This window comes from Calothrix sp. CCY 0018 (assembly GCF_963920925.1).
GTDB lineage: Bacteria > Cyanobacteriota > Cyanobacteriia > Cyanobacteriales > Nostocaceae > Rivularia.
This window is the reverse complement of sequence record NZ_CAWUDI010000009.1, coordinates 139,513-164,972: the sequence shown is the minus strand read 5'-3', so window position 1 is coordinate 164,972 and position 25,460 is coordinate 139,513. Positions and strand designations below refer to the sequence as shown.

At 37.3% G+C, this 25,460-nt stretch carries 20 protein-coding genes and 2 pseudogenes; 14 read left to right on the top strand and 8 right to left on the bottom strand.

Annotated features, from left to right (window positions below; genetic code table 11):
- Positions 1-56: 56 nt before the first annotated feature.
- From ACM03V_RS09250 to ACM03V_RS09240, 3 genes are all read left to right on the top strand, one after another.
- Positions 57-962 (top strand): cation diffusion facilitator family transporter, encoded by a 906-nt coding sequence (locus ACM03V_RS09250; RefSeq protein ID WP_414620471.1) that lies wholly within the window; start codon positions 57-59, stop codon positions 960-962.
- A gap of 454 nt (positions 963-1,416) precedes the next feature.
- A complete protein-coding gene (locus tag ACM03V_RS09245) occupies positions 1,417-2,523 on the top strand; it encodes a class I SAM-dependent methyltransferase (protein ID WP_414620470.1) in 1,107 nt (368 codons plus the stop codon).
- Complete coding sequence (locus tag ACM03V_RS09240) at positions 2,472-2,714, top strand: S16 family serine protease (RefSeq protein WP_414620494.1); 243 nt, start codon at positions 2,472-2,474, stop codon at positions 2,712-2,714. The genes ACM03V_RS09245 and ACM03V_RS09240 overlap by 52 nt, the downstream gene beginning before the upstream one ends.
- A gap of 53 nt (positions 2,715-2,767) precedes the next feature.
- Here ACM03V_RS09240 and ACM03V_RS09235 read toward each other — a convergent pair whose 3' ends face one another.
- From ACM03V_RS09235 to ACM03V_RS09210, 6 genes and pseudogenes are all read right to left on the bottom strand, one after another.
- Entirely contained in the window at positions 2,768-7,120 is a 4,353-nt protein-coding gene (locus tag ACM03V_RS09235; RefSeq protein ID WP_414620469.1) for a PAS domain S-box protein, read from the bottom strand.
- 321 nt (positions 7,121-7,441) lie between these two features.
- Positions 7,442-8,473: an Acg family FMN-binding oxidoreductase gene (locus ACM03V_RS09230; RefSeq protein WP_414620468.1), complete on the bottom strand. Its 1,032-nt coding sequence runs from the start codon at positions 8,471-8,473 to the stop codon at positions 7,442-7,444.
- Between the two features lie 51 nt (positions 8,474-8,524).
- Entirely contained in the window at positions 8,525-8,755 is a 231-nt protein-coding gene (locus tag ACM03V_RS09225) for a DUF3796 domain-containing protein (protein ID WP_414620467.1), read from the bottom strand.
- Positions 8,756-8,872: 117 nt separating this feature from the next.
- Positions 8,873-9,403 carry a universal stress protein gene (locus ACM03V_RS09220; RefSeq protein ID WP_414620466.1) on the bottom strand — a complete coding sequence of 177 codons (531 nt, stop codon included), beginning with the start codon at positions 9,401-9,403 and terminating at the stop codon, positions 8,873-8,875.
- 134 nt (positions 9,404-9,537) lie between these two features.
- Positions 9,538-9,756: pseudogene (locus ACM03V_RS09215) on the bottom strand (putative PEP-binding protein); the annotation flags it as partial.
- Positions 9,752-10,142: pseudogene (locus ACM03V_RS09210) on the bottom strand (PEP/pyruvate-binding domain-containing protein); the annotation flags it as partial. The pseudogenes ACM03V_RS09215 and ACM03V_RS09210, both read right to left, overlap by 5 nt.
- Positions 10,143-10,427: 285 nt before the next feature.
- On the opposite strand from ACM03V_RS09210, the gene ACM03V_RS09205 reads away from it, so the two are divergent.
- Positions 10,428-10,718 (top strand): hypothetical protein, encoded by a 291-nt coding sequence (locus ACM03V_RS09205; protein WP_414620465.1) that lies wholly within the window; start codon positions 10,428-10,430, stop codon positions 10,716-10,718.
- 113 nt (positions 10,719-10,831) lie between these two features.
- Here ACM03V_RS09205 and ACM03V_RS09200 read toward each other — a convergent pair whose 3' ends face one another.
- Positions 10,832-11,362: a universal stress protein gene (locus ACM03V_RS09200; RefSeq protein WP_414620464.1), complete on the bottom strand. Its 531-nt coding sequence runs from the start codon at positions 11,360-11,362 to the stop codon at positions 10,832-10,834.
- Between the two features lie 286 nt (positions 11,363-11,648).
- On the opposite strand from ACM03V_RS09200, the gene ACM03V_RS09195 reads away from it, so the two are divergent.
- The 6 genes from ACM03V_RS09195 to ACM03V_RS09170 all read left to right on the top strand — a co-directional run bounded on the left by ACM03V_RS09195 (position 11,649) and on the right by ACM03V_RS09170 (position 19,538).
- Entirely contained in the window at positions 11,649-15,584 is a 3,936-nt protein-coding gene (locus tag ACM03V_RS09195; RefSeq protein ID WP_414620463.1) for a response regulator, read from the top strand.
- A 164-nt stretch (positions 15,585-15,748) separates the two neighbouring features.
- Positions 15,749-16,126, top strand: a complete 378-nt coding sequence (locus tag ACM03V_RS09190) for a response regulator (protein ID WP_414620462.1) — start codon at positions 15,749-15,751, stop codon at positions 16,124-16,126.
- Positions 16,127-16,280: 154 nt separating this feature from the next.
- On the top strand, positions 16,281-16,874 hold the full coding sequence (locus tag ACM03V_RS09185; RefSeq protein ID WP_414620461.1) for an Hsp20/alpha crystallin family protein: 594 nt from the start codon (positions 16,281-16,283) through the stop codon (positions 16,872-16,874).
- Positions 16,875-16,973: 99 nt separating this feature from the next.
- Positions 16,974-17,687, top strand: coding sequence for a GerMN domain-containing protein (locus tag ACM03V_RS09180; protein WP_414620460.1), 714 nt, complete (start codon positions 16,974-16,976; stop codon positions 17,685-17,687).
- 24 nt (positions 17,688-17,711) lie between these two features.
- On the top strand, positions 17,712-17,888 hold the full coding sequence (locus ACM03V_RS09175; protein ID WP_414620459.1) for a hypothetical protein: 177 nt from the start codon (positions 17,712-17,714) through the stop codon (positions 17,886-17,888).
- 102 nt (positions 17,889-17,990) lie between these two features.
- Positions 17,991-19,538: an AAA family ATPase gene (locus ACM03V_RS09170; protein ID WP_414620458.1), complete on the top strand. Its 1,548-nt coding sequence runs from the start codon at positions 17,991-17,993 to the stop codon at positions 19,536-19,538.
- 616 nt (positions 19,539-20,154) lie between these two features.
- Here ACM03V_RS09170 and ACM03V_RS09165 read toward each other — a convergent pair.
- Positions 20,155-20,814 carry an IS1634 family transposase gene (locus ACM03V_RS09165; RefSeq protein ID WP_414620457.1) on the bottom strand — a complete coding sequence of 220 codons (660 nt, stop codon included), beginning with the start codon at positions 20,812-20,814 and terminating at the stop codon, positions 20,155-20,157.
- 46 nt (positions 20,815-20,860) lie between these two features.
- On the opposite strand from ACM03V_RS09165, the gene ACM03V_RS09160 reads away from it, so the two are divergent.
- The 4 genes from ACM03V_RS09160 (at position 20,861) to ACM03V_RS09145 (ending at position 25,406) form a co-directional block, all read left to right on the top strand.
- A complete protein-coding gene (locus ACM03V_RS09160; protein WP_414620456.1) occupies positions 20,861-22,177 on the top strand; it encodes a TonB-dependent receptor plug domain-containing protein in 1,317 nt (438 codons plus the stop codon).
- A 616-nt stretch (positions 22,178-22,793) separates the two neighbouring features.
- Positions 22,794-23,783 carry a helix-turn-helix domain-containing protein gene (locus tag ACM03V_RS09155; protein WP_414620455.1) on the top strand — a complete coding sequence of 330 codons (990 nt, stop codon included), beginning with the start codon at positions 22,794-22,796 and terminating at the stop codon, positions 23,781-23,783.
- 181 nt (positions 23,784-23,964) lie between these two features.
- Positions 23,965-24,972: an AMIN domain-containing protein gene (locus ACM03V_RS09150; protein WP_414620454.1), complete on the top strand. Its 1,008-nt coding sequence runs from the start codon at positions 23,965-23,967 to the stop codon at positions 24,970-24,972.
- 32 nt (positions 24,973-25,004) lie between these two features.
- Complete coding sequence (locus ACM03V_RS09145; RefSeq protein WP_414620453.1) at positions 25,005-25,406, top strand: TonB-dependent receptor; 402 nt, start codon at positions 25,005-25,007, stop codon at positions 25,404-25,406.
- Positions 25,407-25,460 lie beyond the last annotated feature (54 nt).

Genomic DNA, 25,460 nt, shown 5'->3' with positions numbered 1-25,460 from the left:
TTAAAAGTCTTGGTATCGCTTAAGAAGGAAACCAAGATAATAAACAGGGTTGCTCCATGAATCTCGATAATCGTCTCACAGTTCAAAAAGTTTTAACTATTACTTTGTTATTCAATTTGTTAGTTATGGGGTTAAAAATTTTTGTAGGAGTATCAACTGGTTCTTTAAGTTTAACTGCTGATGCACTCCATAGTGTAACAGATAGTGCCAACAACATTTTAGGATTAGTTGCTAACAGATTTTCTTCCCCCTTGCCTGATAGAGAATATCCTTATGGACATCAAAAGTTTGAAGCTTTAGGAGCATTAGGTATCGCAGCTTTTTTAGGTATAGCTTGCTTTGAAATTCTCAAAGGTGTAATTGATAGAGTTATCCAGGGTACTGGAGTAGTCAAAGTTTCACAGCTTGAGTTATGGATATTACTAATTGTTTTAGGTATTAATATCTTTGTAGCATTTACTGAACGTGCTGTAGGCAAACGTATTATGAGTGCGATTTTAATTGCTGATGCCAAACATACGATGAGCGATGTTTGGATAACTATTACGGTGATTGGGGGTTTAATAGGTGTTTGGTTTGGTTATCAATGGTTAGATATAGTTTTGGCTTTACCAGTCGCTATGTTGGTATTTTGGAGCGGGTGGTCAATTGTCAAAGAGAATTTACCTTGGTTAGCAGATAAAATCGCAATAGCACCAGAAATTATTCATAAAATAGCACTTTCGGTTCCCGGAGTAGTCAATTGTCACGATATTGCATCGCGAGGTGTTATTGGACATCAAGTATTTGTTGAAATGCATTTAATTGTAGATGCTCTCGATGTAGAACAAGCACATTGGATTACCGAAGAGGTTGAACACCGTATACAAGAAAAATTTCATCCCGTGCGGGTTGTTATCCATGTTGAGCCACCTACTTATAAAGTAGATAGTATTACTTTTGGCGATAAGAAATTTAACTAATACATTGCGTTCTCCAAAAATTGGGAATGGGGCATGGGGAATTGTGGATTCTAGATTTTAAAATCCAATTCACTCTTCTATTTTTATTTATAGAGAAATAATTTGAGGAAGTTGTGAGGAATGATTTTCATCAACCGTAAACAGTTTAAACAAGATCCAAAAAATAAAATACTCAGCCGTTTCACATATATTGCTGCTTAATTAAAATTCTTTACCGGATTGAGAATTCCTGGCGCTGTACATTTACGCTAAACACGATCGCAGTCTAATGCTTGCTTACTAATTCTTAAATCAATCAGATTATCGGGCTGAATGTTTACAAAAATTTAGCAAAATACAGTATGACCTTCACAAGTTTCTCACAATCTATTGCTTAAATTAATTGCGAAAGTACAGAGTGTTACTCTGTATAATCCCTATTCGATCGAAGTCCCATACATTTTAAAAAGAGAATATGATGAGAAGCTTATCGGAAATAAAAAGGTTTGTTTTATTTGCCCCTGAAATGATTTTTTTTGGTCTAAGTTATGCCAGATTTTTATACTGGGCAAGAAGTACACAAATTCTAGACCCTCAAGAAACATGGAATAGATTTACTAAGTCTGAAAGCATTTTATGGGAATGGTTTCTTGATAACTATCCTCCGGCTCTCATGAGGCGACTTCTTTGTAATTTATCCTCTCTGCGATTTCGAGACCATGCCAACGCTATATCACAGCATTACGATTTGTCTAATCAATTTTATGAACTGTTTTTGGACAAAAAGTATATGTTTTATAGCTGTGCTGATTTCTTAAAAAGCACGGATACTATCGAGGATGCTCAAGAAAACAAAGCAAACTATATACTTAACCTCATTGACCCAAAACCTGGTGAAAAGATTTTAGACCTTGGTTGTGGATGGGGAGCGATGCTTAAAAAGATATACGAGAAAACCAAGGATAAAAAGCATCTTTATGGATACACATTGTCTACAGAGCAGAAGAATTTTATCGATCAAAAATACGGTTTTAATGTTGAATTAAAAGATTTTATCACCACTGAATATGAACCAGAATCATTTGATAAAATTTACTCGATAGGAAGCTTTGAGCATGTGCGGGAAGATGAACTACTACCATTGTCCAAAAAATTATCGCAAGCTTTAAAGCCTGACGGAAAATTTATCCATCATTTCTTCTGTCGGATAGGAGATGTTATTCCTACACGTCTTCTTGTAGGAGGAGTGGCAATATTTCCGGGCATCGATCTGGCTAACCTTAAGAAATATCTAGACGTTTTTGAACAAACAAACCTTGGAGTAAAACACCATTCTGTCCATGATTACCGTCCTACCTTAAAAGCATGGTTTGACCGTTTGGTTGCCAACAAGGAAACAGCTATTCAACTAGTAGGGGTTCAAACTTATAATAAGTATTTGTGCTATTTGGCTGAAGCTTGGCGGTTGTTTGACGACCGTAATTTGATGCTGATGAGGTTCGTGTTGCAACGTCAGGATGCACCAGTAGCATTGAAAACTTCGGTCGCACCCGTTGCATCTCATCTTTTGCAAGAAGTGTAAATATTCAGAGTGCCATCCGTTTCTTTATTCGTTATCCTCTCAACGCTAATCGTACTGATATCAAACGTGTACTTTTACCTACTGCTAATCAACAAAATTTAGTAGATATACCAGAAGCAGACCGCGAAAACATCAAATTTATATTTTGCGATGGTATCGAAAAAGTCTTAGAAAATGCTTTGGTTGAATGAGAGGGAGAGACAAGGGAACAAGGAGAATTTTAACCTTTAACCTTTGACCTTAATTACTCCTGATTCTGTAACACGCCATTTATGGTATTCAACAAGTCTGACTTAGTAAATGGTTTAGCTAAAAACCCTTGAATTCCATTACCTGCTGCTTGAGCTAAAGCTTCTGTTGATGCCAATCCACTCATGGCAATAATTTGGAGTTGTGGGTTTAGCTGCTGTAATGTACTTATAGCTGTTGCTCCGTCCATTTCTGGCATCATCATGTCTATCAACACGAGTCTAATTTTCTTTTTATTCTGTACGTAGGTTGCAATCGCTTCGATGCCATTTTCAGCAATAAATACCTCAAAGTTTTGACTTTCTAAGGTAGTTTTGAGAATTTCACAAATTACTGGTTCGTCATCTACTACTAGAATTAATTCTGAGTTTCCTATTTGCGCTACATTTTCTTGTGCTGCTTCGATTCTCCTTTGCTGAGTGCTGGGTAAATATACTTTGAATTGACTACCTTTTCCCAATTGGCTGCTTACTTCAATAAAACCACCGTGGTTTTTAACGATACCGATGACAGTTGATAAACCCAATCCCGTTCCTTTACCTACTTCTTTGGTGGTGAAGAAGGGGTCAAAAACCCGCTCAATTACTTCTGGGGGAATACCCGTTCCGGTATCGGCTATTGTGACTACAACGTAGTTGCCAATTTTTGACTCAATGTTCATTTTGGCGTAGCTTTCATCGACATATAGATTTTGTGCGGCAATGGTTATAGTTCCACCATTGGGCATGGCATCGCGAGCATTGACAACCAAGTTCATCAATACTTGATGCATTTGCGTGGGATCTGCGGAAATTGTCAATAAGTCTTGCGGTAGATTCCTTTGAATTGCAATTGATTTGGGAAATGTTCCTTTGGCAAAATGCTCAATATCTTTCAATAAATGTTTGACTTGCATTACCGTGCGCTTACCTTGATTACCGCGAGCAAATGTCAGGATTTGCTTAACCATGTCGGCACCGCGTTTGGCACTATTTTCTAACATGGTAAGCATTTCGCTGCAATCTGACTCTTGAGATTTCAACTTTAACGGTAACAGTTGGGCGATCGCCAAAATCGGTGTGAGCATATTATTCAAATCGTGGACGATACCGCTTGCCAAAGTTCCCAGACTTTCTAAGCGTTGAGTGCGGAGAAACTGGTTTTCCAGTTGCTTTTTCTCGGTGATGTCGGTGTCCACAGTGAGGATTGATTCGGGGTTCCCCGCTTCGTCACGAACTAGCGTCCAGCGGCTAGCAACGATAATATTTTTACCAGATGCAGTAACTTTATTTAATTCTCCCTGCCACGAGCCAGTTGCAACAACTTTGCGGTGGGCTTTTTCTAATTCTGATGAAATTTCTTGATACAAAAGCTCGTTAGCTGTCTTTCCAATTAATTCTTCTTTCGTCCAACCATATATTTGCTCGACGCTGCGGTTGCAATATAAGATAGTTTCTTCTAAATCTTTGACTAAAATTGCATCTGTAGTTATATCGAGTAATTGCGCTTGTCGGGCAATTTTGTCTTCGGCTTCCTTGCGTCGGGTAATGTCAGAAAACGAAGTTACTACACGATAAGGGATAGTTTGTCCGGGTAAAAATAACGGTTCGGAGTTAATCAAAATCCAGGTGACTTTTCCATTGGGTTTGTGAACTCCCATCACCGTATCTAAACATGGTTTACCCGTATGTAAGGTAATCATTGCCGGATAATTTTCAGGCTTGAAGGGAGAACCGTCTTCATGGATTGTAGGTAAAGGCGGTTCTAAAGAAGTATTTCCTTTGATTTGTTCGGCTGATAGCCCCAAAATCTTTTCTGCACTGTAATTACAGGAAATTATAGTACCATCCGCTTGGCTTATCACTATACCTTCATGCATCGATTTGACAATCGAGCGATAGCGTTCTTTACTCTCGCGTAGCTCTAACTCTACTTGCTTCAATTCGCTGATATCTTGAGCAACACCATAGTAACGACACAAGTTTCCTTGAGAATCGCGTTCTACCTTTCCGCAAATAAACAAGTAACCAACAGTACCATCGGAACGTAAAAAGCGAACTTCAGTTTCATAAGCAATGCCCCGAAGTATGCAATCCATTACCATTTGATAAATGCGATCGCGGTCTTCCGGATGCACGATCGTATTAATCAAGTTTTCTACATCGGGCATTCCATCATCGGGATTCAAGTTAATTATGCGGTAAAATCCTTCCGACCACCAACTTTCATTTGTAGTCAAATTCCTCGACCAATTGCCCATTCTGGCGATTCTTTGCGCTTCTTGCAGCGAAGTTTGAGTGCAACGCAATTGTTCTTCTGTTTGCTTGCGTTCTGTAATATCAGTAACAGTACCCAAGTATCCAGTTATTTTTCCTGTTTGATTGCGAATGGGTATTGCATTTCCAAGCACCCAACTGAGTTTACCTGCTGGGGTACGGAAGCGATATTCCATTGCAAACTCTTGCCCTTGTGCTGCTGTTTCGTACCATCGGGTAAAAACCTGCTCTTTATCTTCAGGATGTAACGCTTTAGCCCAACCTTCTGCTGATGCTTCTTCTAAAGAAATTCCAGCAATTTCCGACCAGCGCGGGTTGACAAATAAAAATTGTCCTTGCCTATCAGTTTGAAAAATTCCCACAGGTACGTGAGTTACCAACAATCGGAAACGTTCTTCACTTTGCCGCAATGCATCTTCTACTTGAAAACGTTCGGTAATATCTCTATCAATCCCGCGATATCCTCGAAACTGCCCGCTTGCATCAAATACAGGCACCCCGCTTGTTTCCACAACTACGAAATGTCCGTCTTTGTGCAAGTTGATATTTTGTAAATTTTTAAATGGCTGCTGTTCTAAAACAAATGAGTTAATAACCTCACTAAGCCGTAATTGTTCTTCGCTAGGCATCAAATCAAACGGAGTTTTACCTAATATTTCTTTAGGGGTATAACCAAGAATATCAAATACTTTTGGACTAACGAAAGTAAAAAAGCCATATTCGTTTACTTCCCATACCCAGTCGCTGGATATCTCTACCAAAGAGCGAAATTTTTCTTCAGAAGTTTGGAGGGCAATTACTGCACGTTTGCGAGCGGTGATGTCAATATCTATACCATTTACAATCAAATCGCCATTTTTATCTTCAAAACAGCGAAAATTGTCTGCAATCCATTTTACTTGCCCCAAAACATCAGTAACTCGATATTCTATATAGTGCGATTGATGTAGCTCTTGACTAGCAGTTATTAACGCTTGTATCCATCGCTCTCTATCATCCGGATGGATTGTTGAAAGTACATCTTCGGGATAAGCGCTCATATCAATGGGATTTAAACCTAAAATTTGGCGATAAGCTTCGCTTGCATAAGGCATTGATATGCTACCATCGGCATGGTAAATAAAGCGATATATTCCTACCGGATTATTCGCGGCAATGGTTTCTAGCTGTTGCTGTTTTTCTTGCAAAGCAATTTCTGCACGTTTGCGCTTAGTAATATTGCGAATAACAGCAAGGAAGCCGATATTTTCGCCGCTAGTATCATCTTTAAGCACGCTAACCGATGACTCAACGAAAATTTCTTCGCCATTATTTTTGATATGAATATTCTCTCCCTGCCAGCCATTTGTTGCTGACAAAGCATCATATGCAGCTTGCTCGTCTTCTGGATTGAGCCACCGAAAATCGTAAGTTTCTTCTAAATTCCGACCGAGAAACTCTTTACTATTAATATTATATAACTGCTCTGCTGCTTGATTTAGATAAATAATCCGATGCTCGTTATCAATTCCTACTACTGCATCACCTACACGATTTAAAATATTAGTCTCAAAACTAGTCTCAAAGCTAACTTGCCTGTGTGATTCAGAACAATTTGCTCTTATTTGATGCTGTAGCGCTTGCAAATCCAAAGCCTGTAACAAACTGTCCTGACTTACAATCCCGATTATTTCTTCTTGCTCATCCAAAATCGGTAAATGGCTAATTTTATGCTGGCGCATTAATTGCAACGCTGTGAAGATATCATGATTTTGAGATTGCTTTAAAGTTACTACTTGCCGTGTCATTACTTCGGCAATTTTAGTTTGAGTTAAATTGTTCCTAGATAAAATAAGCCTAACTATATCTGATGCCGTTAGTATGCCCTGGATATGAAAATCTTCAACTATTAACAAGCAATCTCTTTGTTGATGATTTGTTGTAATTGTTGTTGAAATATTAGATATTTTTGAGTGACTAACACCATTTTGCGCTTGAAAAGTCATCAAAGCAATTGCATCAATAACCAAAGTTTCCGGCCTAACTATTGTCGGATTTGTATTTATTGCTTTATCCAAAGCGAGTAAATTAATAGTGTCAGCATTAGATTGCATTGTTAAAAGGCCTCAGAAAAAGTTTCGGCGAAAAAAAAATTAAAATCTTATACATTTAATTTTAACGTTAATTACAAGTTGTTCTAATTAGTTTATAAAATGAAATAAGATTTTACAAACACAGTAAATCATTACTAATATTTTCTTGAGAACAAACTATGCTGGTCTTACAGACAATTATCTATTGTAAACAATTTGTTTCTGTGAATTATTGTAAATAACTGATTCAGATAAAAATTGAGAGTTTCTCTCTAAGAAAGTTGATCGTTATCATAGAAAACATTTATCAATTATATTATTGGCAAGCAATTTAAACAGTTTCTAAGATAAAACTTGATCAACTCCTCGTCTTGGAGTTGGTTTAACTTCCTTACAGAAACCCAGACGCAAAATAATTTGTGGAAAACCAGATTGAGATAATATTTTGCTCAATTCGCTTCGCAATTCTGGTACTTGAACGGGTTGATTTAAGAACGAACTACGAAGCCCTACAGCTTGTCCTCTTAATAAGATTTTTTCTAAAGCTTGTCCCGCTATTAACCAATCAAAATTAGTATCATTTTTAGTACCCAAGACTACAATTGCTGGTGATTGTTCGAAGAGTTTACGGCTGCGTTCGGCTACAGTATTTCCTAAATCAAAAGTTCGCAAAACCAAAGCGAATAAAGGAGTTGCAAAATCGAGATATTCGTTTATACCTTGAGCATAACCGGGAATACCATCATGAGTTTTATTAGTAGCAGGACGAATCCAACTTGCTAACTCCTGACGGTAGTTGGGGTCATCCATTAGCAAATGTTCGGCTTGTACTACTAACTCTAGAACTTGATGACGAATAGTATCTTTTCTGACAATATGTAACCATGCTCCTTCCTGTTCTGCATCTGACTGTAACCATCGAAGTAAAGATTGCGGAGCATCCCACCACTGATAATTTTGTCTATTAATATGTCGGTGTGGTATTGCACTAAATAAAAGCTGATTGTCAGTGCTTTCGGGCATCGGATAACCAAGTTTAATACAAGCTAATAAATTTACATTGCTTGGGTCAGGAAAGGTAATAATTTGACCTTTATAGCCGAAATGATGCAGAGCAATACGCAAGTTAAATAATGCCGTACCGCAACTGATAATTAATTCTCTATCTTTTGGATCGGCAACAAATAAACCGCGACCCCGATCGGCGTAAAGATAAATTGCTTCTGAATCAATCTTGAATAACCAAGGTTGAGTATTGTGGCTAGAAGGAGCTAAAATGACGTAACTTAGAATAAATTTAAGTTTTTCCTCCACGCTTCCATGATAAGGAAATTCAGTTTCTTTCACTTTCCAAATATTTAATAATTCAGACATAATAATCCTCCGGAAAACAATTAAAATCTCAAAATAATGAATTAATTTTAATTAAATTGGAATGATACGCAACACACCCAATATTGCGACGATAAAGCCGATTATTCCCAAGAGTCCCAGATACTTTAGTTCTTCTCTTAGATAGCGAAAAGCGCTAAAAAAAGAAAAAAATGTCAAATAAAACAGCAACGGGGGAGCATCCTGGGCAAACCCTAAAAACCCTAAAAACCCTAAAAACCCCAAAAAACCTAGCCAAAAGCGCTTTTTATGTCGTCTATCCACGTTTATTAATCTCCTGAATCATTTATAAATGCTTCTATCCGATTCGGTTATTGGTAGATGAGGAAAGTTAAGTGTTTCTTTTCCAATGCCCAGTTTTAAGTTTTTAACTACTGATTTTTAATTAGAAGTTTCTGCTTGTTGATTTTGAGATGCTTCCGTAGTTGAAATATTCGTTCCTTGTACTGTTAACACCGAACAAGGTGCATGATGTATCACATAATTACTCACACTACCTAACAATAATTCAGTAAAACCACGACGACCTCGACGACCAATTACGATTACCGAGGCATCCCAAGCACTAGCGATATCGCAAATTCTGCTAGTTGGGTTGCCTATATTAAGGGTAAATTCAGTTTTGACACCTGAAGATGTAGCCGATTCACATAAAGAGCGCAACCAATTTTCTTTATCTTGCTTATATTTTTCCCAATCGCTCAAATTCTTTTTGTGAGCTTCACTGTGTAATTCTGTATAAAGAACAGTTGGCTGCATGAATAAAGAGTCAAAATATGGCTCATCCAAGGGAGATATAATGTGTAGAAACATCAAACTTCCACCCGTTGCTTTTGCCAAAGATACAGCTTCATCAACAACGTGTTGAGTCATATCCGAATGGTCTATCGAAACCAAAATTTTAGTAAACATAATATTTTCAGTGAACAGTTATCAGTGAGCAGTGAACAGTTACCCTGGAGCAGTTAGGAGTATTAAAAACTTAGTGGGAGCGTCTCGCTCCCTAGAAAAAACCTTCCCCTGTCTCTTCCTCTTCCCCATCTCAATTATTCCACGGAAGCGATTTCTAAAAGTGTCTTGAGTACAGAATCTGGGTTAAGACTCATAGAGTCAATGCTCTGCTCTACTAAAAAGCGAGCAAATTCGGGGTAGTCACTGGGTGCTTGTCCGCAGATACCGATTTTACGGCCGTGTTGCTTAACGGTGGTTATGGCTTTGGCGATCGTTCGCTTGACTGCTTCGTTGCGTTCGTCAAATAAAACCGTACTCAGAGCAAAGTTTTTGGTAAGCTTCGGCTATTGCTTGTTGCAATTCTTCGGGGAAAGAGGTTTGCAACATCAAAATTCTTGCTTTTCTACCTCGCTCTCGCAAGTTGTCAATATCCTCTACATCCAAAAGAGCAAATATTTCTCTGAGTTTGGTTTCTAATCCTGCGGCTTTGATAAAATGCTGATAAGCATAAGCAGTAGTCGCAAATCCGGTAGAAACTTTTACACTTTTTGGTTGCAACTGACGAATCATTTCCCTAAAGAAGCATTTTTCCGCCAACTTTAGGTATATCAGTAATTCCAACTTCATTTAAAGGTAATACCAAAGCTTGTTCCAAAGAACGAGGACGTTCCGATTGTTGATTAACCACTATGTTTCGCATAGCTTGACTTCCCATAACTCAATTTAGAGTAATACCAATGTTTCCGTTCTTTTCCTCTCACACAAGTATTTTTATAACCAGATAATTTGAGGATTTTGTGAGGATGGGGTTTCCAAATTAGGCTGCTCTTGAAAACAAGCCCACGAGGTCAAAGGTTAAAGGTTAAAATTCTCCCCATCTGTTCATCTCCCCATCTCCCCATCCCCCCATCCCCTCTCCCTCACAAGTTCCTCAAATTTAAAATTTATAGTCGTTGCAATGAAACACCTTCGGATTTAAAAAATCATGAATTACTGTCCTTGCTGCAAAGACACACTTTTACGTCATACACAAAGAAATAGTATTTCCTGGTTTTGCCGAAGCTGTTGGCAAGCTATGCCAGTAAGTACTTATAAACAATCTCCAATGTCAATAGAGACAATACCCGAAGATTTGAACGCACGATTAAATTCACGAAATAAAGCAAATTCTCTAGGAAGTTCTAGAAGAAAAAATCGCGTACCATTACGTCAACCATCAGTAAAGTTATCTTCTAGTTTATATCGAAATATCGGCTTAAAAAAGTTGATTAAGTGAAGAGAAAGGTAATTAAATAGCTTCTGAAACATGGTAAGTAATACTAATAACTAGATGATTTTTTTCAAAACCTCCCAAAATAATTGGGAGGTGAAATCAATCAGTGTTTCAAATTACATTGAAACAGCTTCCATCACCTTTGAATCGGTTTCCTGTTGATGAATTGGTCCCTGGATTGTCAAAACAGAACAAGGTGCATGATGCAGTACATAATTGCTAACGCTACCCAAGAAAAATTCACTTAATCCGGTACGACCGTGACGACCTATCATAATCAAGTCAACCTCTCGGTTACGAGCAACCTTACAAATCATAAATCCAGGAGAACCAGTAGCTTGAACGTACTCAACCTCTACACCGCAAGTTCTAGCTCTTTTTGCAAATGATTGTAACAACTCGATACCTTTTTGTTCCAAAGCTTCCAATCTTTGCATATAGTAAGTAACTGCGGTTTCACCATGTATAGTCGGATGATAACCATGTGCGGCAATATATCCAGGCTCCGGATATACTTCAATAAAGGGGGGTACTACGTTGGTAAGTATTAGTTGAGCATCGTTTGCTAAAGCTAAAGAAATCGCTTGCTGTAAAATATTTTGATTAGTATCTCCATCGTCTATGGCAACTAAAATTTTATTAAACATATTATTTACCTGTTCTGTGTCAGCGTAAAAAATATCTCGATGTTTGTTCGCTGTAACTAACTTATTTAATTTAAATTTAAATCTAAAATTTGAGGAAGTTGTGAGGGAAATATTCAAAATTTATGTAATTTTCAAAAAAATCAATAGTTTTACCGTTTTATTTTTTATTAGGTTTCTAAAACATGAATGTATTAAATTATAATTAGAAGGATTAAGTAAACATCATATTGATTAAATTAAAAAGTTTCTGATATCAACCTTTATTGAATTTAAACTGCTCCAAGCCATGAAAATCCTAGTTGTAGAAGATGATGAACTTGTTGCTCAAGCGCTGAGTGCCGTACTGACTCATCAAAATTATGCAGTTGAAGTTGCTAGCGATGGAGAAACAGGTTGGGAATTGGTTCAAGCTTTTGACTACGACTTAATTATTTTAGATATAACTTTACCGAAATTAGATGGTATTAGCCTTTGCCAGAAAATCCGTTCTGGTGGCTGGTTGATTCCTATTATGCTGGTGACTGGATGCGATAGTCCCCATGAAAAAGCAACTGGTTTGGATGCTGGGGCAGATGACTATGTAGTTAAACCTTTCGAGGAAGAAGAATTAGTTGCTCGCGTTAGAGCTTTATTGCGAAGGGGAAAAGTCAATTTACAGCCAGTATTAGAATGGGGTAATTTGCGACTCGATCCTACTAGTTGCGAAGTCGATTATGATACAAAAAATCTATCTTTAACCCCTAAAGAATATTCATTATTAGAACTGTTTTTACGCAACAGCCGCAGGGTATTTAGCTGTGGAATGATTTTAGAGCATTTGTGGTCTTATGAAGACATTCCTTCCGAAGAAGCCGTTCGCACTCATATAAAAGGATTGCGAATGAAGTTAAAAGCAGCGGGTGCCCCCGGTAATTTAATTGAAACTGTATATGGTATTGGTTATCGGTTAAAGCCACAAGAAGAGAAGACAAAGAGAGAAGGGGACAAGGAGACAAGAGTAGAAGGTGAGAAAGAACAAGTTACTAAAGCCCAAACTCTTTTAGCCATAGCTGGAGTATGGGAAAAATATAAAGGAAGGGTATCCCAGCAGGTGAATGTATTGCTCGAAGCAGCACTTACATTACAAAATAATGAATCTTTGACAAACGAACTGCATTCCCAAGCAGCCGCAGAAGCTCATACCCTAGCTGGTTCTTTAGGTACTTTTGGCTTTGCGAAAGGCTCTAAATTAGCGCGTAAGATTGAAAATTTACTCAAAGCAGATCAGGTTTTAAATAAAGCTGAAATATCTCAAATGGGGGAATTGGTAAAGGCTTTACTTACTGAAATTGATGCACCCCAAACTACATCTACATCTTCTAGCAATAAATATGAATTAGATGAGCGTCCTTTACTTTTAGTGGTTAATACACATCAAGAAATATCTGAAGATTTAGCTGACAAAGCTGCCAGTTGGGAATTACAAACCCAGATTGTTGACAGCATAACTACAGCAAGACAAAAACTCTACCAAGAACATCCAAATGTGGCAGTCGTTGATGCTGATATTTTAGATTCGGATGATGGTAACGGTTTATTAACTGAGTTACAAAATCGTAAACCGGCAATTCCTATAATCGTTTTAACTCAAAAATTAGACAATAATAATAAGCAAATTATTAATCAACTTATTAATAAACTTGAATGCACTGTACTAGAAAAATCCGCATCCTCAGAACAAATTCTAGAAACTGCAACACAATTAATAAAACAGTCAGAACAAGCACAAGCAACGGTATTAGCCGTAGATGATGACCCAAAAATCCTAGAAGTATTACAAAAATTACTCAAACATTGGGGAATTACAGTTAAAACTTTAACTTCCCCGGATTTATTTTGGGAACAGTTAGAAACAATACAGCCCGATTTATTAATTTTAGATGTAGAGATGCCGGGATATAGCGGTATTGAATTATGCGATAAACTTCGCAATCATTCGCGCTGGAGCGAGCTACCAGTTTTGTTTCTAACTGTGCATAATGAAGCTGAAATCGTCAACCAAGTTTTTAGCGTTGGTGCAGATGATTTTGTTAGTAAGCCAATTGTAGGACCGGAATTAGTTACCAGAATCATCAACCGTTTGGAAAGAATTAAATCCCAACAACGGATGATAAAAGAACGGGAAGAACATAATAATACTGAATCTGAACGCTGGCGAAAAATTTTTAAGACATCTCCTGAATGTATTAAATTAGTGGCTGCGGACGGAACATTGTTAGAAATGAATCCCGCCGGTTTAGCAATGATTGAAGCCTCGGAAACTGCAATTGGTAAAAATATTTATTCCGTAATTGCACCAGAACACCGGCAGGCTTTTGAAAATTTGAATAAAAGTGTTTGTGAAGGAAATAAGGGGAGTTTGGAATTTGAAATAATCGGTTGCAAAGGTAGCCGTCGTATTGTAGAAACTCATGGAGTACCTTTAATAGACCCAGAAAATGGTAAAGTAATGCAGTTAGCTGTAACGCGAGATATCACGGCGCGAAAACAAGCTGAAGCAGAAAGAGAAAAAATGGATCTGTTACTGAGCGCCAAAGTTAAACAACAAGCAAGTGTCGCGAAATTGGGACAGTTGGCTTTATTGAATAAAGACATATCTGCTTTGATGGATGAAACTGTGGCGCTGGTTGCTCAAAGTTTAGATATAGAATTTTGCCATATTTTAGAAATCTTACCATCGGGTAGCGCTATGTTGCTACGGGCGGGAGTTGGCTGGCATGAAGGATTAATAAGACTAGCGCTATTAAGTTATAATGATTCGCCCTCAATTGCCTTAGTAACAAAAGAAGCCGTTATTATTGAAGACTTGCGCCAAGAAACCCGATTTAACAGCCCGACTTTACTTGAAGAACACGGAATTATTAGCGGTGTTAGCGTACCAATTTTTGGAATTAACGAGGCTTATGGTGTTTTAGGTATCTACACTCAAGAAAAACGCGCTTTTAATCAAGATGACATTTATTTTTTACAAGCCGTTGCGAACGTGCTTTCGGGTGCTATAGAAAAACAGCATACAGAAACAACTCTACGTAAAGAATCGGAAGAATTGGAAAATCGAGTCACAGAACGTACAGCCGAATTAGTGAAGATGAACGAATGCTTACAATTGGAATTAGGGGAGCGTCAGCGAGCGCAAGCCCAATTTACTGGGATTGTAGAAATTGCCTCGGATGCCATAATTTGCATTGATAGCAATCAGCGCATTACTTTATTTAATCAAGGTGCGGAGAAAATTTTCGGCTATTCGGTAAGCGAAGTACTCGGACAACCTTTAGATTTACTTTTACCCGAACGTTCGGTAGAAGCTCACCGTCACCATGTAGCCGATTTTGGTAAGTCACAGCCAAAATCTCGAAAAATGGGCGAACGTAGCGAAATTTACGGGAAACGCAAGAATGGAAACGAATTTCCAGCAGAAGCTTCGATTTCTAAATTGAATTTAGGCAATAAAACGGTTTATACAGTTTATTTACAAGATGTGAGCCACCGCAAACAAGTAGAGCGGATGAAAGATGAGTTTGTTTCAGTAGTTTCTCACGAACTCCGCACTCCTTTAACTTCGATTCACGGTTCTTTAGGAATGCTGGCTACCGACTTAATTCCTTTGGGTTCTGAAGATAGCAAACGCTTAGTGCAAATTGCTACCGATAGCACCGAACGTTTAGTAAGATTGATTAACGATATTCTCGATATCGAGCGCATCGAATCGGGAAAAATCACAATGTCCAAGCAAATGTATGAGGTAACTGATTTAATTACACAAGCAATAAATGTAGTTCAGCCTTTAGCCGAGAAAGCGCAAGTAAAATTATCAGTTGAAAATCCACCCCTAAAACTGCGAGTAGATGCCGATAGAATTATTCAAATTTTCACAAATTTACTTAGTAACGCAATTCGATTTTCATCATTGGGTGACACAGTTAAATTAAAAGCAGTTGAACAAGATTCAGAAATATTGTTTACAGTTAAAGATACCGGACGCGGTATTCCTCCAGATAAACTAGAAATAATTTTTGAGCGCTTTCAACAAGTAGATTCTTCAGATTCGCGCAATCATGAAGGTACGGGTTTAGGTTTAGCGATTTGTTGTAGCATTGTAGAAATGCACGGTGGAAAATTCTGGGCTGAAAGTACGATCGGAGTTGGTAGTACATTTTATTTTACTTTGCCATTTGATAGTTAAGTAATTAGGTCAAATTAGTAAAACCTCACCCTGCCGTATCGCTTCCCTCTCCTTCCACCAGGAGAGGGATTGAGGGTGAGGTCTTATTATTTTATATTTAATTACGTCTACCTACTTAACAGTGAGTACAAGAAAAATCATTAATACAAATCTTTATATTAACAATGGCAGTAAAAAAAATATTAGTCGTTGATAACGAACAATATATTCGAGAAGTTACCAAAATTTGTTTGCAAACTACCGCTAAATGGCAAGTTGTGACAGCAAGTTCGGGGACTGAAGGAGTTCAAAAAGCCGAAACAGAAAAACCAGATGCAATCCTTTTAGACGTGATGATGCCAGATATGGACGGTATTACCACTTTCAAATATTTACAAGAAAACTCAACAACTCAGCAAATACCAGTAATTTTACTTACTGCTAAAGTACAAAATGCTGACCGTAACCGCTACAAAGACTTGGGAATAAAAGCGGCGATCGCCAAACCCTTCAGCCCTCTAACGTTAGCCCAAGAAATTTCAGAAGTCCTGGGTTGGGCATAGGGCATTAGTTATTTAAAACTCATAACTCTAAACTCCTAACTTCTAACTCATCAACTTTCCTCACAAGTTCCTCAAATTGTTTTCCTAATGTGAAAGTAGAGCCAAGAAAGGCTCGCCAATCAAAGTTTTCATCGGGATTGCAGGGAGGAAATATATGTCTGAAAGAAACTGGCACCCACTTAAAGATATAGATAGTTTACGCCATCAAATCAATAATTTATTTGATGAGGTGATGCATAAAAGCAGTAATAAAACGAGCTTACATTCTTCTAGTGCTATTCCTAAAGTTGAAAATGCAACTTGGGAACCAGCAATCGAAATCAAAGAAACCGATTCCAATCTTATTCTTCAAGCTCAAGTACCTGGAATTGAACCCAAAGATTTAGATATTCATGTAACTAAAGATGCGGTTTCAATTTCTGGAGAACATGAAGAGCAGAAAGTTCATTACGAAAAAGGTATTTATCGTTCCGAATTTAATTACGGACACTTTCAACGCATAATACCTTTACCTATGTGCGTTGAATACAACAAGGTGAAAGCCGAAATTCATAATGGTCTTTTGACGCTGAGTTTACCAAAATCTCATGTTGAAAAACATGATGTATTAAAGCTTGATTTGGCGATGCAAGAAAAAGCACGTGAAGCAATGGTTCAGCAGCGTCAACATGAAGAACATATTGAAGAAACAATGCACTCTCGCGCTGAAGCCGAAATTAATACACCTTCCTCATCTACTACCACTTAATTACAATACAAGAATATACGGGGTGTTTTTCTAGGATGAGGTATCGGGGTAAATCTAAAATTTAATAATTTACTCAACAAAAATGTAGGAGAAAAAATTATGAAAACCCAAAATACCCGTCCTGTTTATCCAAATTTATTTATCATCTACATACTGTCATTATTAGGTTTGGTGGTTAGTGTGGTTTGGTTGAATTTGGTGGATATGAATAAAAATCCCGCTTCGACGGAAACAATTACAACTCCGACACGCGAACAAGTTAAAATAGCACCCGTTCCTAAAGAAAACAGTACAGTTCCAAAACCAACTATACTATTTACAATTCCCAAACAAGCAGAACAATTAACACCCAAAGAAAGTACCGCAGCGTTACAACTACAGCCAAAAGCTTACTTATTACAAGTTGAAGGTGAAAAAGTTAGCTTATTTCCACAACCAGTTGCCATTCAAAAAGGAGCATCGAAAGAAGCCGCATTGCACCAAACCTTAAACTACCTTTTTGAGCATAATCAAAATAATCAATTTTCATCTACAATTCCCCAAGGAACTAAATTGTTAGGCTTGCGAATTGATGAAACAGGAATTCACGTAAATCTATCCGATGAATTTCGTCATGGTGGTGGTTCAACTTCAATGATTTATCGCCTTGCTCAAGTACTTTATACAGCTTCAAGTCTTGACGCAGAAGCTAATATTTACCTTTCTGTAGAAGGTGAATTATTAGATGAAAAAAACCCTCTTGGCGGTGAAGGAATAATTTTCGCAGAACCGCTTACAAGACAAACATTTGTTGAAGATTTTTCTATTAATTAGATTAGTTACAAAGGAGAAATCATTATGTCTACCGCATCTCAAGCCAAGCAAATGATTAAATCAATTGTAGAAATTCCTCAAAAGCTAATTAATTTTGCAACCAATGGAATAACTAGGATTTTTAGCCCCAGCGATGATGATTATCCTAAATCTGGAGTACAGCCATACGAAGGAGATACTGCTGAGAACAGACACTATTAAGCATCGGAAAAAGTTAGCTAGAAAGAAGCAATAAGCGGGTTTAGATTATTTCTAGCCCGCTTTGTGCAAACAGTTGTCAGTTTTTTAAGAGAACTATAAATAATGGTACGTGCATCTATCCCAACTTTAATTAAACAAATGCTAAAACCGGATTTTTATCCGCATCCGGTTAGCAAAAAGATACAGTTAGTTCAAACTCATATTTCTTATGTTTTATTAACTGGTGATTATGCCTACAAAGTCAAAAAACCTGTGAATTTTGGATTTTTAGATTTTTCCACTCTGGAGAAGCGCTCGCATTTTTGTCAAGAAGAATTGCGGTTGAATTTCATAGGAGCAGCACAACTATATTTGGAAGTGTTGCCCATTACTCAAGATGGTGAACAATATCATCTAGGAGGTACAAAAGAGCCTGTAGAATATGCATTAAAGATGCATCAGTTCCCTGAAGAAGGGTTGCTGAGTACTATGCTCGAACAGGAAAAATTAACTGAGTTAGATGTAGAAGAGTTAGGCAAAGTTGTAGCCCGCTATCATAATCAAACTGAAACTAATGATTATATCCGTAGTTTTGGTGAAGTTGATAAAGTTAGATGTTCAATTGATGAGAACTATGAGTTAACTAGTAAGTATATCGGAAAAGCGCAAACAGAAACTCAGTATAAAGAAACAAAAGCTTATACCGATCGCTTTTTTACTCAACATCCACAATTGTTTGTCAATCGCATTAAAAATGATTGTATTCGTGAGTGTCATGGAGATTTACATTTACGCAATATCTGTATATGGCATTCGCAAATTTTACTGTTTGACTGTATTGAATTTAACGAAACATTCAGATTTGTTGATGTTATGTACGATATTGCTTTTACAGTCATGGATTTGGAAGCTCGTAAAAGAAAAGATTTAGCTAATATTTTTTTAAACACATACTTAGAACAGACAGGAGACTGGGAAGGTTTACAGTTACTACCCCTATATTTAAGCAGACAAGCTTATGTCAGAGCCAAGGTGAATTCATTTTTACTTGACGAGTCAGAAGTTTCTGTGAATGTAAAAGAAGAGTCGAGAAAAATTGCTGCTAATTATTATAAACAGGCTTGGAGTTATACTAAGCCCCAACAAGGTAAACTATTTTTAATGTCTGGAGTTTCGGGTTCTGGTAAAAGTACAGTTGCCCGCTATTTATCTCCGAAGTTAGGAGCGATACACATTCGTTCTGATGCAGTTCGCAAACATTTAGCTCGAATACCTTTATTAAAAACAGGCAGCGATAAATTATATACAGATGCCATGTCGTCAAAGACTTACAACAAACTCTTAGAGTTAGGAATAATGTTGGCAACTCAAGGATTTACGGTAATTTTAGATGCTAAATACGACAAACTAAATATACGCGCTGATGTTATCGCCGCAGCTAAGCAACATCAAATTCCTCTGAAAATCATTTACTGTACTGCACCCGAAGAAATTCTGCGCGATCGCCTAAATAGGCGGAGTGGTGATATTACTGATGCTACTGCTAATCTATTGTCATCACAGTTACAGAATGCAGAACCATTTTCAGATGAAGAAAAAAGTTATTTAAAAATCTTAGACACAACCGAGCCACGAGAGACACAACTAGAAGAAGTGATTCGTAGTAGCTAAAAGCCGAATAAAAGAATCGGTGATTCTGCTGACAACAGGGACTTTTAATCCCAGATTCCACACCCAAAGATGTAGCACTCGGTTATCACTAAAATACATTGAACGAAAAAGAATCAAATCATACCAGAACCTATTTTTTAGATGTAGTACGCTGCGACCGCCCTATAATCTTTGTACAAAATAAATGCAAATGAGTATCAATAAGCATAGTATTCTCTTTTAATGAAGATTTATACTCAATACATAATGTAATACTATAATCAATTTCGATTTTTTGGATATTACTAATGTTAATGTACGGTAAAATCATAAAAAAAATATAATAATTGAGAGCTATAAATAATAATTTAATAGCTCTAATGTAAAATAAATTAATAAATAACGATGTTAATTGTCTAAGCTAACATTGATAGTATTGATAGCATTCACTTGGTAAAAAATTGAGTATAAATTTTCTATATTCTGTCAGATTAGATATTTGTTTATCATTGTTTAAAAAGATAAGGTGAATAGATTGAAAACATTGAAATATCCATCTTAATGTAGGTCGCTCTGTAGGTTTTCCTAATTGGTTCTTAATAGTTGATTTTGAACATGAGAGAGCGGCGCGGATTTGTCATTGTGCAATAGTATAAACTAATAGACATAAAGCCATTATCATTGTGAGAGCTTCTATTCTTTTGGGAGTTTTTAGAAAAATACTGTCTGCAAAAAATAAAGGGTCTTTGAGAAAACCAAATCCCCTCTCGCAAGACTGTTGGGCTTTATATTCAGAAATCATTTCTGAATTACTAAGTATTTTTTCATCTAAAATATTTGTAGCAAGGACAAAACGTCCAGCACTCTGAACGCTATTAGTAATCGCAGCTTCGTTTTTTGATAATGTTGCCTCTAAGTGATAAAAAGATACATCAAAATTTTTGACAGCATTTAATGAAATAGCGAGAAAAATGCTACTTAATCCCTTACTAAACAATTTATCCATTGTCCTGCCCAGCTTATCATCGTTCAGATATTCAGGTTTTACTCCTTCTCCAATTAAATGTTCACAAGCTCGGTGTTCAAAAAACCTTGAAAACATATACAATGGAGCCGAAACAAAACCTAAGCCATTTAAAATCATTGCTTTTACAACATGACCCGCACTGATTTTTTCGGAAATATCTTCTCCTAAAAATTCATTAACTATTTCTACTAAGCCTATTGAATCAATAATTCCTGCGACTATTCCCAAATGGTCAATGTTTTTAATTTCAATTTCTTCGAGAGTAGACATAGTACCTGCAAAAATCCTAAAATACTTCTTAATATTTTCACATTTTATGTGCTTAAAAATTTTTGGGTTAGCACCTACTGCTTCTACCGCACAAACCCCAACTCAGAGGGAAGACTCGCCAACACAAGAGAAGCCTACAACTGAAGCTCCATTAACACAACCAGCACAACCAACAACAGATAATGATAAGCCAATTGAATTGATAGTGAGTGCGACACGTACTGAAGAAGATGTTCAAAATGTACCACGTTCGGTGACGGTAATAACCCGCGAACAAATTGAGGAGCAAACTACTGTTAATCGCGATCTAACATCGATACTTGCTAATACAGTTACTTGTAATGGGCCAAGTTCTGAATCACAACAAAGTTTTACTCAGAATTTGCGAGGAAGACCACCTTTAGTATTGGTAGATGGGGTACCAATTACCTCGAATATCGATAATGATACCTCAATCGATCCTGCGGCAATTGAGCGCATAGAAGTAATTAGGGGACCAAGTGCTACTTATGGTGATGGAGCAGCAGGTGGAGTAATTAATATTATTACCCGCAAGCCTGACCAAGACAGGGTTGTATCAGAAGCTGAAATTGGCGTGCGTTCCGTTGGTAACTTCAAATCTGGTAGCTTTGGCAACTTTATTAACTACGGGTTTTCCGGTAAGCAAGGTGATGTAAATTTTGTTGCTTCTTTCACCCGCGATAGTTTTGGAACACCATTTGATGCAGAAGGTGATCGCATTCCTTCATCTCCTCAAAAAGTCGATAGTTACGAATTGGGAATTCGCGGAAGGTGGAACAATTTTCAAGCTTCTTTGGCAGGATTTTACAGTTATTCAGCTTTAGGAACAACAGTACAATTTGAAGACTTTGGCACTGGTAATTGTAGTATTTTACGGTCTCCCCAACGTAACTATGGAATCGAATTAGCATTAGACTGGCAACCAAGTGACAAATGGAAATTGGGAAGTACATTGACTTGGAGTGAAGGAGAACGGGAAGAATCAGAACAAAGTGGATTTGTTGCCATCACCAGTTATGAAATTTCACCTTTGAAACTGACAGCATACTTAGAGAATGAAACTTTACCAGGATGGAGCAACCGACTGCAAGCATTATATGTTGGAAGTAGAGACCGCGCTTTTGATGCAGAAGTTGACCCGATTGGTATAGACAGTTATTTGCTCGTGGATTTAGTTAGCAGTTTGAAACTTGGTGATGGTAGCCTCAGTTTGGGCGTTCGTAACTTGCTGAATAACCAATATTTGAATATTAGCAATCAACTTAGCGCTGGTTTTGACGACTCTTATGCTTTAGCTTCTAGGGGTCGAAGTTTTACTTTAAATTATCGTTGGAGTTGGTAGTTTAACTGGCGGTTTCTAAGCCCATTTATCTTCGATATAATTCCCAGGTTCAACCTGGGAATTAGGTTTTGGAGGCTCAGCAAAGCGGTTATTGAAAATAAGTGAATTCAGATGAATTAGTATCTATTATCGCTTCATAAAGTTGAATATACAATAATTACTATCCTCCGTAACTAAAATTATTTTTTAATTTTAAGATTACCTTTTTTAACTGCTCGCTGTTATTTGCTTACTACTCCCTATTTTCAATGCAAAATTTACCATACAAAACGATCAAATTATTCTTATTAACAACCCTAACATTGTAAATAAATATAAATCAAGCTCAAATCGTTTTCCCTTATAGCTCCTGTCTTTAAAGTATGAAGCAGAAGACAGGGGCAAGGAAAAATTCTACTTAGATAATTATTGATGAAAATATTAGTCAAAAGAATAGCCAATCACAGCAATAATTTTCGCATTTACCGAAGCGTATGCGAAAATTGAATAGGAGAAGATAGCCTTACCCCTACTTAGCAAAAATATTTGTAACCCTTGACACTAATATTATATCTTAATTAATGATACTATTTCTCATCTACCTTTTTACAATTTGAATATCAAACCCAAAATTGACATGACCCTTTTTCTCAAAGAACCAGCAGATTGTCACCATTTACTACCTTCAAATTCATCTGATAATCAAAGCAATTTTCGCCCACAGACTTACGAATTTCAACTGCAAGACCCCAAAGGAATCAGTCATGGTAAAAGAAGTTGGTTTAACCTACGTCCGGGAATCTCGCTTTTAGTAGAAGATTATAAATTGCAAGAAAACTTAGTTGTTGAAACTACCCCAACTCAACCCTGTACTTTTTTAGAATTAGGTTTTGGTGTTTTTGGTAATAGTTACGATACAAATCTCAACTCAGGACAAAATTTTATATCGCTTGACTCAGATACAGATGAAAGTAACACGAAAGAATGGCAAGCTCAGGAAAGAATCTTAAAAGTAGATATTCATATCGAATATTCATTATTTGAAAGTTTGGTGCTTTCTCCTAACGATAAATTACCTGATAATTTCCAAGATGTTATTAAAAATGTCGATATAAATTATTTTCAAGTTGGTAGAACAACACCACAAATGCAAACTGTTTTGCAGCAAATTTTAAATTGTCCTTATCAAGCTTTAACAAGACAGCTTTATTTGGAAGGTAAAGTATTAGAGTTGATGGCTCTGCGTTTGGAAGATTTGCAAGATGCTAAGTTGTTAGACTCAAGTATCAATCTCAAACCGGAACAAATCGATAGTATTTATCAAGCGAGAGATATTATCATTAATAATTTTAGCAATCCACCATCATTATTGACATTAGCGCGTCAAGTAAATCTCAATGATTGCACTCTCAAAAAAGGCTTTCAGGAAATATTTGGTACAACCGTCTTTGGTTGTTTACACGATTATCGCATGGAACGAGCCAAAGAATTATTGCTAGAAACCAAGCTCACGGTAAATCAAGTTGCACAAACCGTGGGTTATGCTAGCCGCAGCGCTTTTGTGAGGGCTTTTAGCAAAAAACTTGGTGCTAATCCTAGCGTTTATTCCCGAAAAAATTCCGTTTAGGGAACGATTAAATTCCGTCTGGAGAACATCCTGGGCTTCATTTTTTTTCTTACTTCCCGTAAGATTACTGATAAAACTTATTAATAAGACTGTAGTTTAGAGTCCAAAAAAATTGTTTGAGCATCAATCGTCGGGTGGCTTCGGTTACGGGCAAGTATTATTATTTGATGTGGGGAGATAGATGAAATTAGATAAATTGTTTCAAAGCCTGCTGCTGACAAGTGCGATTGTTTTTCTCATTGGTACTCCTGCTAAAAGTGAGGAATTGCAAAAAGATAGAATCAGTAAATCTGGAGTACGTAACAAGATTGCTGTTAGAGATAATAAATCTTTGGGTTCTCGGATACGCCGAAATTTCCAATTGCCAAGAGCAAGTTTGGAAAAAAGGATAAAGTTGGGTGAAGCAGGTAAAAATATTCTCCAACTTAGCGAAATCGAACTGAGTGCAACTAGCGCTCAAATGCTGGTGCAAACTCCAACACCTGCTCAAGGAGGTATTGTACCAATTACTGGAGTTAAGACCAATTCAACAGATAAAGGTTTAGAAATAATCTTGCAGACACCTCAAGCAAGACAGTTACAGGTAGTAAATCGCAGCAGTGGTAATGATTTTATTGCCGATATTCCTAACGCTCAACTGCAACAAGCGACCGGAGATGCGTTTAAATTTACTCAAGAAAAACCAACTGAGGGAATTACTGAGATTACGGTAACTAATTTGAATGCGAATACCGTCAGGATTGCGGTTAAGGGTGAGACAGGATTGCCGAAAGTTGAATTGTTCGACAGTGGAGAAGGTTTGATTTTTGGGTTAGCGCCTGATGCTTCTACCGCACAAACACCAACTCCAAAACCAGAAGAAGAGAAGCCTACTACAAGTGAAACTCCATCAAAAAAACCAGCACAACCAACAGCAACCGATGATGAACCGATTGAATTGATAGTGAGTGCGACACGTACTGAAGAAGATGTCCAAAATGTACCACGTTCGGTAACGGTAATAACCCGCGAACAAATTGAGGAGCAAACTACTGTTAATCGCGATTTAACATCGATACTTGCAAATACGGTTCCTGGTTTGGGGCCAAGTGCTGAATCACAACAAAGTTTTGCTCAGACTTTGCGGGGAAGACCACCTTTAGTGTTGATCGATGGAGTTCTCCCCAACGTAACTATGGAATTGAACTAGCATTAGATTGGCAACCAAGCAATAAATGGAAATTGGGAAGTACATTGACTTGGAGTGAAGGAGAACGGGAAGAATCAGAAGAAATTGGATTTGTTGCCATTACTGGTTATGAAGTTTCACCTTTGAAACTAACAGCATATGTGGAGAATGAAACGTTACCGGGATGGAGCAATCGACTACAAGCATTATATGTTGGAAGTCGTGATCGCGCTTTTGATGCAGAAGTTGACCCCATTGGTATAGATAGTTATTTAGTTATGGATTTAATCAGCAGTTTGAAACTTGGTGATGGTACCCTCAGTTTAGGCGTTCGTAATTTGCTGAATAATCAATATTTGAATGTTACCAATCAAATTAATGCTGGTTTTGACGACTCTTATGCTTTAGCTTCTAGGGGTCGAACTTTTACTTTAAATTATCGTTGGAGTTGGTGAACCAGTGTGGTCTTGGGGGTTTCTCCCATGAACAACTGGTGAACCCGAAGGGTA

Coding starts and splice junctions, on each gene's coding strand:
- ACM03V_RS09250 (WP_414620471.1), top strand. CDS start 57: ATGAATCTCGATAATCGTCTCACAGTTCAAAAAGTTTTAACTATTACT.
- ACM03V_RS09245 (WP_414620470.1), top strand. CDS start 1,417: ATGATGAGAAGCTTATCGGAAATAAAAAGGTTTGTTTTATTTGCCCCT.
- ACM03V_RS09235 (WP_414620469.1), bottom strand. CDS start 7,120: ATGCAATCTAATGCTGACACTATTAATTTACTCGCTTTGGATAAAGCA.
- ACM03V_RS09230 (WP_414620468.1), bottom strand. CDS start 8,473: ATGTCTGAATTATTAAATATTTGGAAAGTGAAAGAAACTGAATTTCCT.
- ACM03V_RS09220 (WP_414620466.1), bottom strand. CDS start 9,403: ATGTTTACTAAAATTTTGGTTTCGATAGACCATTCGGATATGACTCAA.
- ACM03V_RS09205 (WP_414620465.1), top strand. CDS start 10,428: ATGAATTACTGTCCTTGCTGCAAAGACACACTTTTACGTCATACACAA.
- ACM03V_RS09200 (WP_414620464.1), bottom strand. CDS start 11,362: ATGTTTAATAAAATTTTAGTTGCCATAGACGATGGAGATACTAATCAA.
- ACM03V_RS09195 (WP_414620463.1), top strand. CDS start 11,649: ATGAAAATCCTAGTTGTAGAAGATGATGAACTTGTTGCTCAAGCGCTG.
- ACM03V_RS09190 (WP_414620462.1), top strand. CDS start 15,749: ATGGCAGTAAAAAAAATATTAGTCGTTGATAACGAACAATATATTCGA.
- ACM03V_RS09185 (WP_414620461.1), top strand. CDS start 16,281: ATGTCTGAAAGAAACTGGCACCCACTTAAAGATATAGATAGTTTACGC.
- ACM03V_RS09180 (WP_414620460.1), top strand. CDS start 16,974: ATGAAAACCCAAAATACCCGTCCTGTTTATCCAAATTTATTTATCATC.
- ACM03V_RS09175 (WP_414620459.1), top strand. CDS start 17,712: ATGTCTACCGCATCTCAAGCCAAGCAAATGATTAAATCAATTGTAGAA.
- ACM03V_RS09170 (WP_414620458.1), top strand. CDS start 17,991: ATGGTACGTGCATCTATCCCAACTTTAATTAAACAAATGCTAAAACCG.
- ACM03V_RS09165 (WP_414620457.1), bottom strand. CDS start 20,814: ATGTCTACTCTCGAAGAAATTGAAATTAAAAACATTGACCATTTGGGA.
- ACM03V_RS09160 (WP_414620456.1), top strand. CDS start 20,861: ATGTGCTTAAAAATTTTTGGGTTAGCACCTACTGCTTCTACCGCACAA.
- ACM03V_RS09155 (WP_414620455.1), top strand. CDS start 22,794: ATGACCCTTTTTCTCAAAGAACCAGCAGATTGTCACCATTTACTACCT.
- ACM03V_RS09150 (WP_414620454.1), top strand. CDS start 23,965: ATGAAATTAGATAAATTGTTTCAAAGCCTGCTGCTGACAAGTGCGATT.